This window comes from Streptomyces sp. NPDC020807, from assembly GCF_040641575.1.
GTDB lineage: Bacteria > Actinomycetota > Actinomycetes > Streptomycetales > Streptomycetaceae > Streptomyces.
This window is the reverse complement of record NZ_JBFADU010000017.1, coordinates 1-15,528: the sequence shown is the minus strand read 5'-3', so window position 1 is coordinate 15,528 and position 15,528 is coordinate 1. Positions and strand designations below refer to the sequence as shown.

At 71.9% G+C, this 15,528-nt stretch carries 16 protein-coding genes and 1 pseudogene; 7 read left to right on the top strand and 10 right to left on the bottom strand.

All coding sequences use genetic code 11. The features are described 5' to 3' along the window. Positions 1-17 precede the first annotated feature (17 nt). Entirely contained in the window at positions 18-629 is a 612-nt protein-coding gene (locus tag AB0G79_RS23040; protein ID WP_360809532.1) for a Uma2 family endonuclease, read from the top strand. Here the strand turns inward: AB0G79_RS23040 and AB0G79_RS23035 are convergent. Continuing rightward, positions 607-1,896, bottom strand: a complete 1,290-nt coding sequence (locus AB0G79_RS23035) for an acyltransferase (RefSeq protein ID WP_360809319.1) — start codon at positions 1,894-1,896, stop codon at positions 607-609. The genes AB0G79_RS23040 and AB0G79_RS23035 overlap by 23 nt on opposite strands. A gap of 204 nt (positions 1,897-2,100) precedes the next feature. Between AB0G79_RS23035 and AB0G79_RS23030 the strand changes: the two genes are divergently transcribed. Further along, positions 2,101-3,096 carry a hypothetical protein gene (locus AB0G79_RS23030; protein WP_360809317.1) on the top strand — a complete coding sequence of 332 codons (996 nt, stop codon included), beginning with the start codon at positions 2,101-2,103 and terminating at the stop codon, positions 3,094-3,096. Here AB0G79_RS23030 and AB0G79_RS23025 read toward each other — a convergent pair whose 3' ends face one another. The 7 genes from AB0G79_RS23025 to rsmI all read right to left on the bottom strand — a co-directional run bounded on the left by AB0G79_RS23025 (position 3,097) and on the right by rsmI (position 8,951). Beyond that, a complete protein-coding gene (locus AB0G79_RS23025; protein ID WP_360809315.1) occupies positions 3,097-3,330 on the bottom strand; it encodes a hypothetical protein in 234 nt (77 codons plus the stop codon). A 76-nt stretch (positions 3,331-3,406) separates the two neighbouring features. Then, positions 3,407-4,306 (bottom strand): 4-(cytidine 5'-diphospho)-2-C-methyl-D-erythritol kinase, encoded by a 900-nt coding sequence (locus tag AB0G79_RS23020; RefSeq protein ID WP_360809313.1) that lies wholly within the window; start codon positions 4,304-4,306, stop codon positions 3,407-3,409. Further along, complete coding sequence (gene rsmA, locus AB0G79_RS23015; protein WP_360809311.1) at positions 4,303-5,166, bottom strand: 16S rRNA (adenine(1518)-N(6)/adenine(1519)-N(6))-dimethyltransferase RsmA; 864 nt, start codon at positions 5,164-5,166, stop codon at positions 4,303-4,305. The genes AB0G79_RS23020 and rsmA overlap by 4 nt, the downstream gene beginning before the upstream one ends. Before the next feature lie 31 nt (positions 5,167-5,197). Next, positions 5,198-6,520 carry a ubiquitin-like domain-containing protein gene (locus AB0G79_RS23010; protein ID WP_360809309.1) on the bottom strand — a complete coding sequence of 441 codons (1,323 nt, stop codon included), beginning with the start codon at positions 6,518-6,520 and terminating at the stop codon, positions 5,198-5,200. A 94-nt stretch (positions 6,521-6,614) separates the two neighbouring features. Next, positions 6,615-7,487 carry a TatD family hydrolase gene (locus AB0G79_RS23005; protein WP_360809308.1) on the bottom strand — a complete coding sequence of 291 codons (873 nt, stop codon included), beginning with the start codon at positions 7,485-7,487 and terminating at the stop codon, positions 6,615-6,617. Positions 7,488-7,530: 43 nt separating this feature from the next. Beyond that, positions 7,531-7,959 carry a hypothetical protein gene (locus AB0G79_RS23000; protein ID WP_360809306.1) on the bottom strand — a complete coding sequence of 143 codons (429 nt, stop codon included), beginning with the start codon at positions 7,957-7,959 and terminating at the stop codon, positions 7,531-7,533. A 122-nt stretch (positions 7,960-8,081) separates the two neighbouring features. Continuing rightward, positions 8,082-8,951 (bottom strand): 16S rRNA (cytidine(1402)-2'-O)-methyltransferase, encoded by an 870-nt coding sequence (gene rsmI / locus AB0G79_RS22995; RefSeq protein WP_360809304.1) that lies wholly within the window; start codon positions 8,949-8,951, stop codon positions 8,082-8,084. 94 nt (positions 8,952-9,045) lie between these two features. Between rsmI and AB0G79_RS22990 the strand changes: the two genes are divergently transcribed. Then, positions 9,046-10,797: a phospholipid carrier-dependent glycosyltransferase gene (locus AB0G79_RS22990; protein ID WP_360809530.1), complete on the top strand. Its 1,752-nt coding sequence runs from the start codon at positions 9,046-9,048 to the stop codon at positions 10,795-10,797. 1,188 nt (positions 10,798-11,985) lie between these two features. Here the strand turns inward: AB0G79_RS22990 and AB0G79_RS22985 are convergent. Together AB0G79_RS22985 and AB0G79_RS22980 are read right to left on the bottom strand one after the other, a co-directional pair. After that, entirely contained in the window at positions 11,986-13,233 is a 1,248-nt protein-coding gene (locus AB0G79_RS22985; RefSeq protein ID WP_360809302.1) for an XRE family transcriptional regulator, read from the bottom strand. Between the two features lie 160 nt (positions 13,234-13,393). Then, complete coding sequence (locus AB0G79_RS22980; RefSeq protein WP_360809300.1) at positions 13,394-13,723, bottom strand: GntR family transcriptional regulator; 330 nt, start codon at positions 13,721-13,723, stop codon at positions 13,394-13,396. A gap of 212 nt (positions 13,724-13,935) precedes the next feature. Between AB0G79_RS22980 and AB0G79_RS22975 the strand changes: the two genes are divergently transcribed. The 4 genes and pseudogenes from AB0G79_RS22975 to AB0G79_RS22960 all read left to right on the top strand — a co-directional run. After that, the gene (locus AB0G79_RS22975; RefSeq protein WP_360809298.1) at positions 13,936-14,304 is read left to right on the top strand and encodes a hypothetical protein; all 369 of its coding nucleotides are present in this window, start codon (positions 13,936-13,938) and stop codon (positions 14,302-14,304) included. Next, the gene (locus tag AB0G79_RS22970; RefSeq protein ID WP_360809296.1) at positions 14,301-14,618 is read left to right on the top strand and encodes a hypothetical protein; all 318 of its coding nucleotides are present in this window, start codon (positions 14,301-14,303) and stop codon (positions 14,616-14,618) included. Before AB0G79_RS22975 ends, AB0G79_RS22970 begins: the two co-directional genes overlap by 4 nt. After that, positions 14,615-15,172 carry an HNH endonuclease gene (locus AB0G79_RS22965; protein ID WP_360809294.1) on the top strand — a complete coding sequence of 186 codons (558 nt, stop codon included), beginning with the start codon at positions 14,615-14,617 and terminating at the stop codon, positions 15,170-15,172. The genes AB0G79_RS22970 and AB0G79_RS22965 overlap by 4 nt, the downstream gene beginning before the upstream one ends. Then, positions 15,169-15,528 (top strand): annotated as a pseudogene (locus AB0G79_RS22960) (ATP-binding protein); the annotation flags it as partial. The gene AB0G79_RS22965 and the pseudogene AB0G79_RS22960, both read left to right, overlap by 4 nt.

The window sequence follows — 15,528 nt, the reverse complement described above, 5'->3', positions numbered from 1 at the left end:
GCCCCATGGGAGGAACCATGACCGCCGAGCCGACGACCAGGCCACAGAGCGAGGCCGGCGCGCAGCGATGGCCGCAGCCCCCGCAGGACGGCTGGACCGTGAACGACCTGCTCACCCTGCCCGACCTCCCGCCGCACACCGAGATGATCGACGGGAGCCTGGTTTTCGTGAGTCCGCAGCGCCGATTCCACAGCGCAATGATCTTCCTGCTCCGGACGGGGCTCCGTGCGGCCGTACCGCCGGAGTGGAAAGTCGACAGCGAGATGGCCGTGGTCATCGACCGCCGTAACTGCCCGGAACCGGACGTCCTCGTCGTACGGGCGGACGCCGTCACCAGTCGGACCCAGACCTCGTACCCCGTCGCCGACGTCCTGCTGGCCATCGAGGTCGTCTCGCCGGACTCCGAATCCCTGGACCGCGACACCAAGCCCCACAAGTACGCGGCGGCCGGGATCGAGCACTTCTGGCTGGTGGAGATGGAGGGCGAGGACGACCACGCGGTGGTGCGGGTCTACGAACTCGACCCCGTCGCCAAGACGTACACCTGCACCGGCATGCACCGCGACCGGCTGGATATCTCCGCCCCCTTCCCCATCGACATCGACCTCACCGCCATCGACGAGATGTAGGCCGTTCCACGAGCAGCCACCCGGCGAGCGTCGCCGCCACCGCCGCCGGGGCGGTGACCGGGACGGCGATCAGGGTGGCCGAGTGGCCCGTGAGAAGTCCCCCCAGGCCCGTCATGGAGAGGCCGAGGACCCCGAAGAGGGCGAGAGTGACGCCCAGGGCTGCGAGGGGCGCGGGGCCCCCGCCTGAGCGCCCCGGCACCGGTGCCTCGAAGCGGCGGAAGACAGCGACCAGCAGCGCCGTGAGCAGCGCCGCCGCCGCGAACCGCAGCGGGACCTGCGCCCACCAGGCGGCCGTCGCCGGGGCCGGCAGCCCCCCGCCGAGCCCGAGCATCGCCCCGTACACCCCGAGCATCGCCGTGAGGTGCCACAGGAACGCGGTCATCGCGATCCCGTTGGCCGCGACCACCGTCCGCCACACCCCTGCCCGTGCGACGAGCCGCGCCCCCGGCCCCTTCAGGAGCTCGACCGCGCCGACCAGCCACAGGCCGTGGCAGAGCAGGGCGAGGGTCGGCGGGGCCATGTTGGAGACCTCCTCGCCGGGCATCCCCACCATCGACAGCGGGTACGGGCCGAGGGCCACGAGCGCCGTCGCGCCGAGCAGCCCGGCGCCCGCGAGGAGCGCGGGGCGGCCGATCCGGCCGTCGGCCCGCAGGAAGCCGAGCTGGTGGACCGCCAGCCACACGAACGCGAAGTTCAGGAACCCGACGAACGGCACGCCCACCGCGAACCGCAGCACGTCGACGAGGACCGCCCCGCCGACGAGCGCACCGAAGGCGCCCCAGCCCCACCGCTCGTGCGCCCGCAGCAGCGGGGGCGTGAACGCGACCATCGCGAGGTAGATCCCGATGAACCAGAGCGGCTGCGTGACGAGCCGCAGCGCCACCCCCGCGAGCCCGCCGTCCGCCCCCGCCAGCTGGAGCACGAGCGCGAGGGCGCCCCAGACGGCGACGAAGACCATCGTCGGCCGCAGCAGCCGCTGGAGCCGGGCCCGCAGGAAGGCGGCGTACCCCGGGCGGGAGCGGTGGGCGAGGGCGTGCGAGAACCCGCCGACGAAGAAGAACACCGGCATGACCTGGAACACCCAGGTCACGATCTGGAGCCCGGGGACGACGGCCAGGATGTTCCCGACCTGCCCGTCGGCGCCGACCGCCGCCATCAGCCAGTGGCCGAGGACGACGACGGCGAGCGAGCCGACCCGGAGCAGGTCGACGTACCGGTCCCGCGAGGCGGGGGTGGCGGCGGCGAGTTCGCGAGCGCTGAATCCCATGGGGGTACGGTCCCGCGCGGGCGGGGGCGGGCGTCAGGGCGCGCGTACTCAGTTCGGCGCGTGAGTACGGGGGCGCGCGTGCGTACGTACGGAGGGCGGCGGTCGGCCGCGCGGGCGACCCGGCGGCCCGGGCTCCCGGCCCCGGGGACGGCCGACCGGTCATGGTCGTCCCCCGTCCCCGCACGCTCCCAGGGAGTCCCGCCCATGTCCCGTACCCGTGCCAGCGCCCTCGCTTCGGCCGCCGCCGCGACCGCCCTCGTCGTCCTCGCCGCCGGCCCCGCCTCGGCCACCGCCGACCCGAAGATCGTCAACCCGAAGGTCGTCGCCCACTTCGCCTTCGCCTCCGGGCAGACGCCGGAGAACATCGCCCTCGAACCCGACGGCTCCGCGAACATCACCTTCGCCCTCGCCCGGCAGGTCGCCCGCGTCACGAAGAAGGGCGCGACGACGGTCCTCGCGACCTTCCCGGCGGTCGCGAACCCACGGACACCGGTCATCGGCGCGGCGGCCACGATGGGCATCGCCCGGGGCGCGGACGGCACGCTGTACGTCACCTACGCGACCGGCACCGCCGCCGAGAACGGCATCTGGCGCGTCCCGGCCGGCGGCGGCACGCCCGTACGCGTCGCCCCGCTCCCGCCGGAAGGTTTCCCCAACGGCCTGGCGCTCGACGAGTCCTGCGACATGCTCTACGCCGCCGACTCGGTGAAGGGCACGGTCTGGCGCGTACCGACGACCGGCGGCACCCCCGTCGCCTGGGCCACGGGCGCGGCGCTCCAGGGGATCGCTCCCCCGGCGGGCGCCGGGGTCGGCGCCAACGGGATCAAGGTCCACGACGGCGCGGTGTGGGTGTCGAACACGGACAAGCAGACGCTGGTCCGCATCCCGGTGCGCGCCGACGCCGGACGTACGGCGGGCCCGGCCGAGACGAAGGCGACGGGCCTGGCCTGGATCGACGACTTCACCTTCACCGGGCACGGCGACACGGTCCTCGCGGCGCTGATCCTGCGCGACGAGCTGGCCCTCGTCCGCCCCGACGGCACCCACAAGGTGGTCCTGACGGCGAAGGACGGCCTCACCAACCCGACGTCGGTCGCGGTCCAGGCACGGACGGTCTACGTGAACAGCTCGGCCTTCTTCGTCCAGCAGAACCAGGCCCCGAACCTGCTCCTGGCCCGAATCTCACGGCACAAGCGCTGATCAGGCGGCCGGCTGCGGTGTTTGGCGCCACTCGCGCCAGGCGAGGGAAGCGCCGCGGTAGCCACCGAGTACCTGGAAGGCCAGGCCGGTCGTCGCCAACCAGTACAGGAAGCCGTCGAACAGTGACTCGTCGGCAAGGAGCCAGTAGACGAGAAGGGCCGCGGAGACGACGGCATGGACCGTGTTGCCCAGCACCTTCAGCAGGGGATGGAACTCCGGCTTGGCCAGTTTCACGCGAAGCCCCCTGGGCCCGTCCGATACGACGGGCCCAGAGTGGCACAGCCGGGTGACGGAAGGGTGCGGGGCGGCCTCAGTCCGTCAGGACGACCGCTCCCGCCGCCGGCGACGTCGCCACCCGCGCCGTCCTGCACGTCCCCGACGCGATCAGCGCCTCGGCGACCGTCTCGGCCGCCTCCGCGTCCTTCACCAGGAACGCCGTCGTCGGGCCCGAGCCCGAGACCAGCGCGGCGAGCGCGCCCGCCTCCGTGCCGGCCGTCAGGGTCGCGGCGAGCGACGGGCGCAGGGAGAGCGCCGGGGCCTGGAGGTCGTTGGCGAGGGTCGCGGCCAGGGCGGTCGTGTCACCGGCCGCCAGGGCCTCCAGGAGGGCCGGGGAGGCCGTCGGCTCCGGGACCTCGAAGCCCTCCGTGAGGCGGTCGAACTCGCGGAACACCGTCGGCGTCGAGAGCCCGCCGTCGGCGAGGGCGAAGACCCAGTGGAAGGCCCCGCCGACCGGCAGCCCGGTCAGCTTCTCGCCCCGGCCGGTGCCGAGCGCCGCGCCGCCGACGAGGCTGAACGGCACGTCGGAGCCGAGCTCGGCGCAGATCTCCAGGAGCACGTCGCGCGGGGTGTCCAGGCCCCAGAGCGCGTCGCAGGCGAGGAGCGCGCCCGCGCCGTCCGCGCTGCCGCCGGCCATGCCGCCGGCGACGGGGATGTCCTTGGCGATGTGCAGGTGCACGTCGGGGGCGATGCCGTGCCGGGCGGCGAGGAGCTCGGCGGCGCGCGCGGCGAGGTTGGTGCGGTCGAGCGGCACCTTGTCCGCGTCGGGGCCCTCGCAGGTGACCGTCAGCGCCTCGGCGGGGGTCGCGGTGACCTCGTCGTACAGGGAGACGGCGAGGAAGACGTTGGCGAGGTCGTGGAAGCCGTCGGGGCGGGCGGCGCCGACCGCCAGCTGGACGTTGACCTTGGCCGGGACGCGGACGGTCACGCTCACGACTGCTTCGCCTCCGCGATCCGCGCGAACTCCTCGACCGTCAGCGACTCGCCGCGCGCCTGCGGCGAGATCCCGGCCTTGACCAGGGCCTCCTCGGCGGCGGCGGGCGAGCCCGCCCAGCCGGCGAGGGCGGCGCGGAGGGTCTTGCGGCGCTGCGCGAAGGCCGCGTCGACGACCGCGAAGACCTCCCGGCGGCTCGCGGTGGTCGCGAGGGGCTCGGCGCGGCGGACGAGGGAGACGAGCCCGGAGTCGACGTTCGGCGCGGGCCAGAAGACGTTGCGGCCGATGGAGCCCGCGCGCTTCACCTCGGCGTACCAGTTCGCCTTGACGGACGGGACGCCGTAGACCTTGTTGCCGGGCTTGGCGGCGAGCCGGTCGGCGACCTCGGCCTGGACCATGACGAGGGTCCGCTCGATGGTCGGGAACCGCTCCAGCATGTGGAGCAGGACCGGGACGGCGACGTTGTACGGGAGGTTGGCGACGAGCGCGGTGGGCGCCGGGCCGGGCAGCTCCTGGACGAGCATCGCGTCGGAGTGGACCAGCGCGAAGTGGTCCTTCTTCTGCGGCATGCGGGCCTCGATCGTCGCGGGCAGCGCGGCGGCGAGGATGTCGTCGATCTCGACGGCGGTGACGCGGTCGGCGGCTTCCAGGAGGGCGAGGGTGAGGGAGCCGAGTCCGGGTCCCACCTCCACGACGACGTCGTCGAACCGGACCTCGGCCGTGCGGACGATCCGCCGGACGGTGTTGGCGTCGATGACGAAGTTCTGGCCCTTCTGCTTCGTGGGGCGCACGCCGAGGGCGGCGGCCAGCTCACGGATGTCTGCGGGGCCGAGGAGGGCGTCGGGGCTTTCGGTGCTCACCGGTACAGCCTAGGCCAGTGCGGGAGGGCCCTCACCGGTAGAGCCTCCGGCCGCAGTGGGGCCACGGGCTCGCGCCCCGGGAGACGTACAGCTTCTTCGCGCGGTACGTCTGCTCGGCCGCGGGCGCGTTCTGGGCGACTCCGCTGCCGCCGAGGGAGCGCCAGGTGCCGGGGTCGAACTGGTAGAGGCCGCCGTACGTCCCCGAGGGGTCGACGGCGTTCGGGCGGCCGCCGGACTCGCAGGCGGCGAGGGCGCCCCAGTCGAGGCCGTCGGCCCCGGAGACGGAGGTCGGGAGGGGGCGGGTGCCGATCCGGACCCTGCGGCTGACGGGCTCGCGGACGATCTCCTCGCCGGTCCTGCGGGGCTTCTGCCGGACGCCGTTGACGGTGCGGACGCTGTATGTCACGCGGCGGACGCCCGCGACGCCCTGCCGTTCGACGGACTCGGTGCCCGCGAAGAGCCCCGGGTCGCGGACCCTCTCGACGGCGTACGGGACGACCTCCTCCCGCACCTGCCTGCTGCCGGTGATGCGGAGCACGGTGACGGTCTGGCCGTCGCGCGGGAAGGTGCCGCCGGGGACGGAGGTGGTGTCCTGCCCGGCCAGGGTGATCCCGGCCTCGGCGAGGGCCTCGCGGACGGTGGCGGCGTTGGTGCGGACGGTCCGCTCGCGGCCGTCGGCGAGGAAGGTGACGGTCCGCTCGGTGCGGACGTCGAGCGCGAGGCCCTGGCGGGAGATCGGCGCGGAGCGGGAGGCGGAGAGGTAGGCGCCCTCCGCGCGGACGCCGAGCTGGCGCAGGGCGCCCTCGACGGTCCTGGCGGTGGTCCACACCTGGCGGCGCTGCCCGTCGAGGGTGAGGGCGACCGGCCGCCCGTACCGGACGACGATCTCGTCGCCGTTGGCGAGTGCCTCGCCGGGGGCGGGCGCGACGATGTCGTGGGCGCCGACGGTGAGGCCCTCGTGGGCGAGGAGCTCCTCGACGTCGTCGGCGAACGTGTGGAGCGTGCGCGGGGTGCCGTCGACGGAGAGGCGGACGGCCTTGTCGTTGGCGACGAACGCGCTGGTGCCGCCGGCGAGGAAGGCGACGACGAGGGCCTGCGGGACGAGCCGCCGCAGGCCGCCGCCGCCGACGGCGGGCCCGGAGGCCTTGCGGCGGCGGGCCGCGCGACGGGCCGTGGCGCGGGAGCCCGTACCGCCCTGCCCTGGGACGACGGGGCCGTCGGCGAAGGCGGGGGCGGCGACGGCAGGGGCGGCGACGGCAGGGGCGGTGGGCGGCGCCTCCGTGCTCGGCCGCTCGTACGCGGGGAGGGTCGCCGCCCGCCGGCCGGCTCGGTGACTGCCCTGGGAAGTGCTCACGAGGCCGGGACCCTAGCCCCGCGCACGGTCACTCGTCCGTGACTGGCCGACTACGACACGTAACCGTTATGGATCGGTGACCAGTCGTCCACGCTCAGTAGTCGAAGGCGCGGGCCGTGTTCGCGGCGATCGCCTCCGCGAGCTCGTTCTCCCCGATCCCCCGCACGGCGGCCATCGCCCGGACGGTGACCGGGATCAGGTACGGGGCGTTGGGGCGGCCCCGGAAGGGCGCCGGGGTCAGGAAGGGCGCGTCGGTCTCGACGAGGACGAGGTCGAGGGGGGCGACGGCGAGCGCGTCGCGCAGCGGCTGGGCGTTCTTGAAGGTGACGTTGCCGGCGAAGGACATGTAGTAGCCCTTCGCGGCGCAGATCTCGGCCATCTCGGCGTCGCCGGAGTAGCAGTGGAAGACGGTCCTGTCGGGGGCGCCCTCCTCGTCGAGGACGCGCAGGACGTCGGCGTGGGCCTCGCGGTCGTGGATGACGAGCGTCTTGCCGTGCCGCTTGGCGATCTCGATGTGGGCGCGGAAGGAACGCTCCTGCGCGGCCATGCCCTCGGGGCCCGTACGGAAGAAGTCGAGGCCGGTCTCGCCGACGCCGAGGACGTGCGGGAGGGCCGCGAGGCGGTCGATCTCGTCGAGCGCCTCGTCGAGGGCCGCGTCGCCGCCGCCGGGGCGGGCGCCCTGCCGGGACCAGCCGTCGGGGTCGCCGAGGACGATCCGGGGGGCCTCGTTGGGGTGGAGGGCGACGGCCGCGTGGACGCGCTCGTGGGCGGCGGCGGTCTCGGCGGCCCACTGGGAGCCCTTCACGTCGCAGCCGACCTGGACGACCGTGGTCACGCCGACGGCGGCGGCCTTCACGAGGGCCTCCTCCACCGTCCCGGACTGCATGTCCAGGTGGGTGTGCGAGTCCGCGACCTCGACGAGGAGCGGCTCGGGCAGCGGCGGCGGGGCGTCCTTGGCAGCACTCATGCCCCCGATCGTACGAGGAGCACGAGCGCCGCCGCCCGGTCGGTTACTTCTGCTGCTTCCTGAACGGGTGCAGGAGGTCGGAGAGGTGCCAGTGGTGCGGAACCGGAGGCCTCTCGCCCTCCGCCCCGTCCTTGGTCAGCTCCTGCCCGATCGGTCCGGCCGGGGAGACCGGGTTGGTCTCCTTCGACCCGCGGTGGTGCTTCTCGGTCGCCGCGATCAGGTCGAGCACCGTCGACACCTGGCCGGCCCGCATGATCCGGACCACGTGGCCGTCGCAGTTCCTGCACGTGGGACGGGACAGCGGGGACGGCACCCGCTCCCCGTCCGCCTTGTAGACGACGAACTGATGGCCCGCCGCGTCGACGTGGTGCTCGATCTCGTACGCCTGCTCCCAGCCGTATCCACAGCGCATGCAGGCGAAGGCGTACGCCTCGTGGGCGACGGATATGCCGGTGCCGGTGATCTCGCTCATGCCAGCTCCTCTCCTCTGCCCAGTGGACGCCTTTTCGGAGCCGAGCGCATCAGGAGACGGAAAACCGAAGGAAAACCATTGCCTTTCAGGATATCCCTTTACGGTTTACGGAGAACCGCCCGTCATTCCTTTACCGACTTCTCCGCGTTCTTTGCCGCGACGACGGCATCGAAGACCTCGCGCTTGGGAAGCCCGGCCTCGGCGGCGACCGCCGCGATCGCCTCCTTGCGCCGCTCCCCCGCCTCCTCGCGGACCCGGACCCGGCGGACCAGCTCCTCCGCGTCGAGCTCGGCCGGGCCGGTCTCCGGGGCGCCCTCGACGACGACGGTGATCTCGCCGCGCACGCCCTCCTTCGCCCAGGCCGCGAGCTCGCCGAGCGGGCCGCGCTTGACCTCCTCGTACGTCTTGGTCAGCTCGCGGCAGACGGCGGCGCGGCGCTCGGTGCCGAAGACCTCGGCCATCGCGTCGAGGGTGTCGTCGAGGCGGTGGGGTGCCTCGAAGTAGACGAGGGTGCGGCGCTCGTCCGCGACCTCGCGGAGCCGCCCGAGGCGCTCGCCGGCCTTCCTCGGCAGGAAGCCCTCGAAGCAGAAGCGGTCGACGGGCAGTCCGGAGAGGGCGAGCGCGGTGAGCACGGCGGACGGTCCGGGGACGGCCGTGACCTTGATGTCCTGCTCGACGGCGGCGGCGACGAGCCGGTAGCCGGGGTCCGAGACGGACGGCATGCCCGCGTCGGTGACGAGCAGCACGCGGGCGCCGCCGACGAGCGCCTCGACGAGTTCGGGCGTACGGGCGGACTCGTTGCCCTCGAAGTACGAGACGACCCGTCCCGAGGTGTGGATGCCGAGGGCCCGGGTCAGGCCGCGCAGCCTCCGGGTGTCCTCGGCGGCCACGATGTCCGCGTTCTCCAGTTCGGTGGCGAGTCGGGGCGGAGCGTCCGCGATGTCACCGATGGGGGTCCCTGCGAGTACCAGCGTTCCTGTCACACAGGACATCCTCCCAGCCCGGACAGGCGACGCGCACAGGCGCGTTCCCTACGATGGCGCGGTGACCAGTACCGCACCCGAGGCCCAGGAGGGCCAGCACCCCGTGTCGGAGCCCGTGACCGGGCCCGCGGCCGGGCCCGTGGCAGAGCCCTCTCCGTGGCAGCGGAGGCTGCGGCGCTTCGGCTACGCGCCCCGCGCCGACGACCCCGCCCCCATCGGCCTGCGGGACCGGCTCGACCCGCCGTACGCCCGGCCTTCGGAGCGGGTGTGGTCACTGCTCGGCATCGGCCCCGTCCTCGCCGAGCGGCTGTGGCGGCTGTCGGCGTGGGGCGGTCCGCTGCTGGTCGCGGCGGTCGCGGGGGTCCTGAGGTTCTGGAACCTCGGCAAGCCGCACGCGGTGATATTCGACGAGACGTACTACGCCAAGGACTCCTGGGCCCTGATCAACCAGGGGTACGAGGGGGCGTGGCCGAAGGACATCGACAAGACGGTCCTGCGGGACCCCGGCTCGGTCCTGATCCCGACCGACCCCGGCTACGTGGTCCACCCGCCGATGGGCAAGTGGGTCATCGGCCTCGGCGAGAAGATCTTCGGCTTCGAGCCGTTCGGCTGGCGCTTCATGGTGGCCCTGCTCGGCACGCTGTCGGTCCTGATGCTGTGCCGGATCGGCCGCCGCCTCTTCCGCTCGACGTTCCTCGGCTGCCTGGCGGGCCTCCTCCTCGCGGTCGACGGCCTGCACTTCGTGATGAGCCGCACGGCCCTGCTCGACCAGGTCCTGATGTTCTTCGTCCTGGCCGCCTTCGGCTGCCTGGTCGTCGACCGCGACAAGGCGAGGAAACGGTTCGCGGGGGCGCTCCCCGTCGACGAGGAAGGGGTCCTGCGCCCCGACGCGGAGATCGCCGAGACCCTCCGCATGGGCTGGCGGCCGTGGCGGATCGCGGCCGGCGTCATGCTCGGCCTCGCGGCGGCGACGAAGTGGAACGGCCTCTACGTGATGGCCGCGTTCGGCCTGATGACGGTCCTGTGGGACGTCGCGGGCCGCCGCACGGCCGGCGCGGTCCGCCCGCGCGTCGCGGTCCTGCGCCGCGACCTGGTCCCGGCCTTCGTCTCGGTGGTGCCGGTGGCGATCGTCACGTACCTGGCGACCTGGACGGGCTGGATCGTACGGAACGAGCCGGGCCACCGGGGCTACTTCCGCGACTGGGCCGAGAAGCAGGACGCGCTGCCGGGCGGCGGCGGCACCTGGAGCTGGCTGCCGGACTGGCTGCGGAGCCTGTGGCACTACGAGACCGAGGTGTACTCGTTCCACGTGGGCCTGACGTCCCCGCACACGTACGAGTCGAACCCCTGGTCCTGGATCGTCCTCGGCCGCCCGGTCTCGTACTTCTACGAGTCCCCCGCCCCCGGCACCGCCGGCTGCCCCTCCACGGCGAAGGAGAAGTGCGCCCAGGAGGTCCTGGCCCTCGGCACCCCGCTCCTGTGGTGGGCCGCCTGCTTCGCCGTCCTCTACGTCCTGTGGCGCTGGGCCTTCCGCCGCGACTGGCGCGCGGGCGCCATCGCCTGCGGCATCGCCGCCGGCTGGCTCCCCTGGTTCATGTACCAGGAACGCACCATCTTCCTTTTCTACGCGGTCGTCTTCGTGCCTTTCCTGTGCCTGGCGGTGGCGATGATGCTGGGCGCGATCATCGGCCCCAGGGGTTCATCGGAAAGGCGCCGGACTTTCGGCGCGGTGACGGCGGGATGCCTCGTCCTGCTGATCGTCTGGAATTTCATCTACTTCTGGCCCATCTACACGGGAACTCCCATCCCGATAGACCAGTGGCGCAACAGGATGTGGCTGGACACCTGGATCTAGGCGGGGATTTGAGGCAAGAGGGCGCGACCGACGGTCGCGCCCTCTCGGTCGTTGTTGGTGGTTGCGGGTGGCTGTCGGCGGCCCTCCGACGGCCCACAGACGGCCCGAGGTCGGCCCGAACGTCCTCTGCCGATAGCGCCACGGCCCGCTAACGTTAGCGGGCCCGCTAGCGCCTCAAGCGGGCCGTGAGCAGCCGGTTAGCGGTTAGCGCCGCGTCTGACTAGCAGGCCCCATCGGGGGCCAAGACGAGGGCTGGCGACCGGCCGGCGGGCCGCTATCTCAGCCGTCGGGGGAAGAGCAAGAAGGACCGCCCTTCGGGCGGACGACTCTCGGGCGCCTTCTCCCGTCCCTGGCATCGTCGGAGTGCGACTGCGGCCAGGTTCTGATCGAAGAGACCACCGGTCTGCCCGCGTGGCGTGGGCTCTTCCCTGAGCGCCGGACTCGCGGCCGGGGCCGCTCCTGAGGGCTTCGGGCGCGTGCTGGTGCGTGGAGCGTCTGGGGGCTTTTCACGGGGAGCGGGACGGCGGGGCGGACCCTCGGCCGTCCCGCTCCTGAAAAGCCTCTTCTCTCCTCATCCTAGAGAGTTGAAGGAAAACAGCGTCCGCAGCGTCCGCAGCCCTTCTCGCACCGGCCTTGACCTGCGGTTTCCGTGTGGACGCTAAACAAAATGTATAGCGTCCGGTAGCGTCCGCAGCGTCCGCAAGATCCATCCCCTTCTAAGAGCATCACCCCAGGTCAGAGCGCTCTTAGTGAGAAGAGGTCGTTGGACGCTGCGGACGCTGCCCTCACGCGATGGCCTGTCGCACCGCATGAACAAGAGGAGCACCGGCCCGGGCGGGGGCTGCTCCTCTTGTGTGTAGGCCAGCACCCATCAGGGCGTCACGCCGGGTGAGCGTCGGCCGGTTACCGGTTACCAGTTACAGGCCGCAGACACCGGTTCGCCCACCCTGAACGGCCCGAACCAGCGCTCCCTGGACCTGTAACCGGTAACCGGTAACCCTCGGCAGCTACGCAGCGCTACGACAAGGAGGGTCACGGAGTGAGCTACCGCAGGCACCCTCCCAGGGTGATTGCTCCGGTCGCTCCTGCTCCCCTGACAGTGGCCTGACACCGTGACACCTCACGGGAGGCAACGCAGAGACCCCGGTCTCAGCGTGAGACCGGGGTCCGGAGAAGAAACAACGCTGGCTAGTTGGGGAGGAAGCCGGGCTTCTCCTGTCCCAGCGCGCGCAGGTGCGCGAGGTAGTCCTGAGCCGCAGGCTCGTCGCTGTACCGCCGCCGGACCTCCGCCGCGAGTTCACGGCTCGTCATGATGAGCGAGGGCACAGACTGCCTGTCACCTTGGAGGGCACGCTCCCCCATGATGAGCGCCTGTTCCAGGTCTCCCTCTCGGGCCGCCGTCACCCCCAGCGTGACCCGAGCTTCGGCATTGCGCATCGGGGATCGCTCCGTGCCGTCGAAGTCGGTGCCCGCACGAAGCACTTCCTCGGCGAGGTTCCGTGCGAGCTTGTCCTCGCCCACCAGCCGGTAGCAGTCCATCGAGTAGAAGTCGAACTTCGCCGGGTCGACGACGAAGTGATTGTCCAGGTTCTCCGGGTGCGGCATCCCTTCGAGCAGCCGCCGTCCCCGGTCGAGGGCTACCTCAACCTGCCGGCGGTCGCCGAGTCGCGCCCACGCCTTTGCCTCCTGCCCCGCGAGCTGGACGGCGACGCCGTGGTGAGCGGCTACCTCTGCCCCGGCCTGAGCTGCTGCGATAACGCCCCGGTAGTCGCCCGTGGTGAGGGCGAACCAGGCACGCATCTCGTGTGCCCACCCCGCCACTTCGGCATGGTCCGCCTCGGCCGCGATGGAGAGAGCCGCTCGGCGCGTCGACTCGGCCGCGTGACGGTCGCCGGAGTCGTACTCGACGCAGCCGACGAGCAGGGCCAGCCACCCGGAGAGGGCCAAGACCTCGCGGTGCTGCGCGAGCGTGAGGCTCTTGGAGTGCAGCTCCACAACCCGCCTCAGCCACTGACGCCCTTCAATCAGAAGCTGCTCACTCGGCATGAACGGGTACTCGGAGCAGAGTCGATCGGTCGTGATCCGGAGTGCGTCGAGCGTCGCGTTGTCGACGTCGGACCGGTTCAGGCGACTCACGATCTCCAGCGTCTCCATGCCGCTCGCGACCAGGATCTCCTGGTCCCCGTCGCGTCGGGCCGCCGCCGGGAAGAGGGCGTTGGTCACCGTGCCGAAGACGGCTGCGATGACGGGTCGGTAGAAGTCGTTCGGAAGGGCGCCGGACTCCCAGCGCTTCCACTGCCGGATCATGCTGTCGTCAGACGGGAGTTCCGTGGGCGCGTGGGCACGAAGAGCCCGAACCGCATCCCGTTGTGACCAGTCGCGTGCCGCTCGCTCCGCCGCGATACGCCGTGCCCATGCGGGCCTGTCGTCGCCCATGTGCCCTCTCTTCCGAGTGCTTACCGCGAGTCTGGCCGATCACCCAGGGGGACACGCAAGGGACAGTGTGGGGACAGGGGACTGTCCCCACGGCCCACGGCGATGCCCCCAACGTGTCACTTACTGCACGCGTTCCCTTCGGGGCATGGTGGGGGACAGATCACGCACGGCCCGACTCGCAGCGCTCCTCCAGCGCTGCGAGTCGTTCAGTCAACGCCTGGATCTGGGAGCGGATTTCCTTGAGTTCGTCGTCCTTATCGCCCTGCGGCACGCCGCCCACGAAGTTGCCCATGTTCCCGGCCGAGACGATCGCCCCCTCGGCCCTGAGGATCGCCAGACCGTTCTGGACCGTCTGGCCGGCGAACCCGAAGCGCTCGACCAACTCGCGCTGGGTAGGCATCCGCTCTCCGGGCTGCATCTTCTTGATCTCCTCACGGAGCGCGTCCGCGACCTGATCGGCCTTCGACCTCGGTACCCCGCTGGCAGTCATACCCCGAGAGTACCCACTAGAGCGAACTAGCGCACGCCATCTCGCAGCACTTGACGACTAGTGCAGACTAGTGCACGCTGGTTATCGAAGGCAGACGGGGAACCGGAGCCTTCTCCGTACGAAAGCCCTGGTCAGAAGACCAGGGCTCTCACAGGGAGCGACTCCCTACCGCCAAGCAGATCGTCGCTCCCCGACCCCTGAGGGGTACGTCCATGATGCACGGAACGCTCAACCTTTGCCCTGCCGCCAGCCGCGTCGACGTGTTCGGCGACGCCGACCCGTGCGAGCCGGTGCGGATCGCCATCCCGCTGCAGGTGCACGTCTCGTTCGCCGAGCTGCTGACGCTGCTGCTGTTCACGCCGGGGGCGACCCTGACGTACGCGGACCTCCAGGACGACAATCTGATCCGCGAGACCGTGCGGTTCGCGCTCGTCTCGACGGACCTGCTCTCCCTGGAAGACCTCACCAACCGCACCATGGCGATGTACCGGGGCGAGACCCCGGTCGGGCAGATCCCCCCGGCCGACTACGTCGCCGACGCCGCCGCCGCGATCACCCGCGTTTTCGGGGTGACCGCATGAGCATCACGCCCCTGCTGAACTTGCCCGTGGTGGCGCCCGAGGGCGAGGCGCAGCCGACCTACGCCGAGCTGTTGGGCATGCTGACCTACAGCCCGTCGCTGGTGTTGCTCGGGGATGACGTGGACGACCCGGCCGTCCTGCGGGAGTCCGCCGCCATTGCGCTAGCCGACTCCCAGGACTGGGAGCGGGAGGCGTGGGCCAACATGGCGCTGGACGTCCTGAACGGCCGCACGCCGAGCGTCCTGAACTCGTTTGTCCGTCGCCTGGCCGCTGCCGTCGCCCTGGCCTTCGGAGTCGAGGGCGGCATCGCATGAGTCTGCACTCCGTTCCCCGGCTCAACTCCGCCCGCCGTCGCGCCCGCAAGGCACAACTCGCGGCCCGCGACGGCTGGCGGTGCGCCTACTGCCGCCGCCGGTTCAAGGATCTGCGGGAGGCGACGATGGACCACGTCGTCCCGTACTCGCTCTACCGGACCTGGTCGGCGAACGCGCTCGTCCTCGCCTGCCAGCCCTGCAACCACGTCAAAGCCGACCGACTGTTCCTGTCGCTCGCGCTGCTGCTGGTCTGGTCGACCGATCCGGCGTTCACAAGCGTTCAGCCGACCAGCGACCCGACCGGTTCGAGGTCCACGGACACCGACGGATTGGTCGACTCCGGGGCGATCCGCCTGGGGCCGGACCAGGTCGACTGGCTGATGCTCGCGCGGCTTGTTCACGCCCGTTCGATCGAGCACCGGTCCACCCCTGACCAGGCACAGAACCGCACACCGGTCGAGCGTCGTGCGCGGATCGGTCGGGTCGAGCACCGGCGGCGCCGTGCCCGCATGAACGCCTGTGAGCAGTCGACCGATCGAGAGGTGAGCGCGTGAACAGCACCACCCGGCAGGTGAACGGCCAGCCCCGACCGATCGACCCCGACCGCCCGATCGAAGTAGCGGCCGTGAACGCCGACCGGTCGCCCGTGAACACCGGGCAGTCGGCCGTGAACGCCGGGCGGGGGTCGGTGAACAAGCGCCCGCCGGTCGACGACGGGGGCAAGAAGCCGTCGGCCGCCGTGCGGCTCGTGCAGCTCGCGCGGGAGCGGTACACGTTCGTCGTCTCGACCGACGGGCGCCCCTATGCGGTCGCGGTCGACGGCCCGAACATCGCCCTGCCCCTGCGCGGCCGGTCCGGCGTCCGCCAGCGGCTCGCCCGCCTGTACGCGGAGACGTTCGACGGGGACGTG

Coding starts and splice junctions, on each gene's coding strand:
- AB0G79_RS23040 (WP_360809532.1), top strand. CDS start 18: ATGACCGCCGAGCCGACGACCAGGCCACAGAGCGAGGCCGGCGCGCAG.
- AB0G79_RS23035 (WP_360809319.1), bottom strand. CDS start 1,896: ATGGGATTCAGCGCTCGCGAACTCGCCGCCGCCACCCCCGCCTCGCGG.
- AB0G79_RS23030 (WP_360809317.1), top strand. CDS start 2,101: ATGTCCCGTACCCGTGCCAGCGCCCTCGCTTCGGCCGCCGCCGCGACC.
- AB0G79_RS23005 (WP_360809308.1), bottom strand. CDS start 7,487: ATGAGTGCTGCCAAGGACGCCCCGCCGCCGCTGCCCGAGCCGCTCCTC.
- AB0G79_RS23000 (WP_360809306.1), bottom strand. CDS start 7,959: ATGAGCGAGATCACCGGCACCGGCATATCCGTCGCCCACGAGGCGTAC.
- rsmI (WP_360809304.1), bottom strand. CDS start 8,951: ATGTCCTGTGTGACAGGAACGCTGGTACTCGCAGGGACCCCCATCGGT.
- AB0G79_RS22985 (WP_360809302.1), bottom strand. CDS start 13,233: ATGGGCGACGACAGGCCCGCATGGGCACGGCGTATCGCGGCGGAGCGA.
- AB0G79_RS22980 (WP_360809300.1), bottom strand. CDS start 13,723: ATGACTGCCAGCGGGGTACCGAGGTCGAAGGCCGATCAGGTCGCGGAC.
- AB0G79_RS22975 (WP_360809298.1), top strand. CDS start 13,936: ATGATGCACGGAACGCTCAACCTTTGCCCTGCCGCCAGCCGCGTCGAC.
- AB0G79_RS22970 (WP_360809296.1), top strand. CDS start 14,301: ATGAGCATCACGCCCCTGCTGAACTTGCCCGTGGTGGCGCCCGAGGGC.
- AB0G79_RS22965 (WP_360809294.1), top strand. CDS start 14,615: ATGAGTCTGCACTCCGTTCCCCGGCTCAACTCCGCCCGCCGTCGCGCC.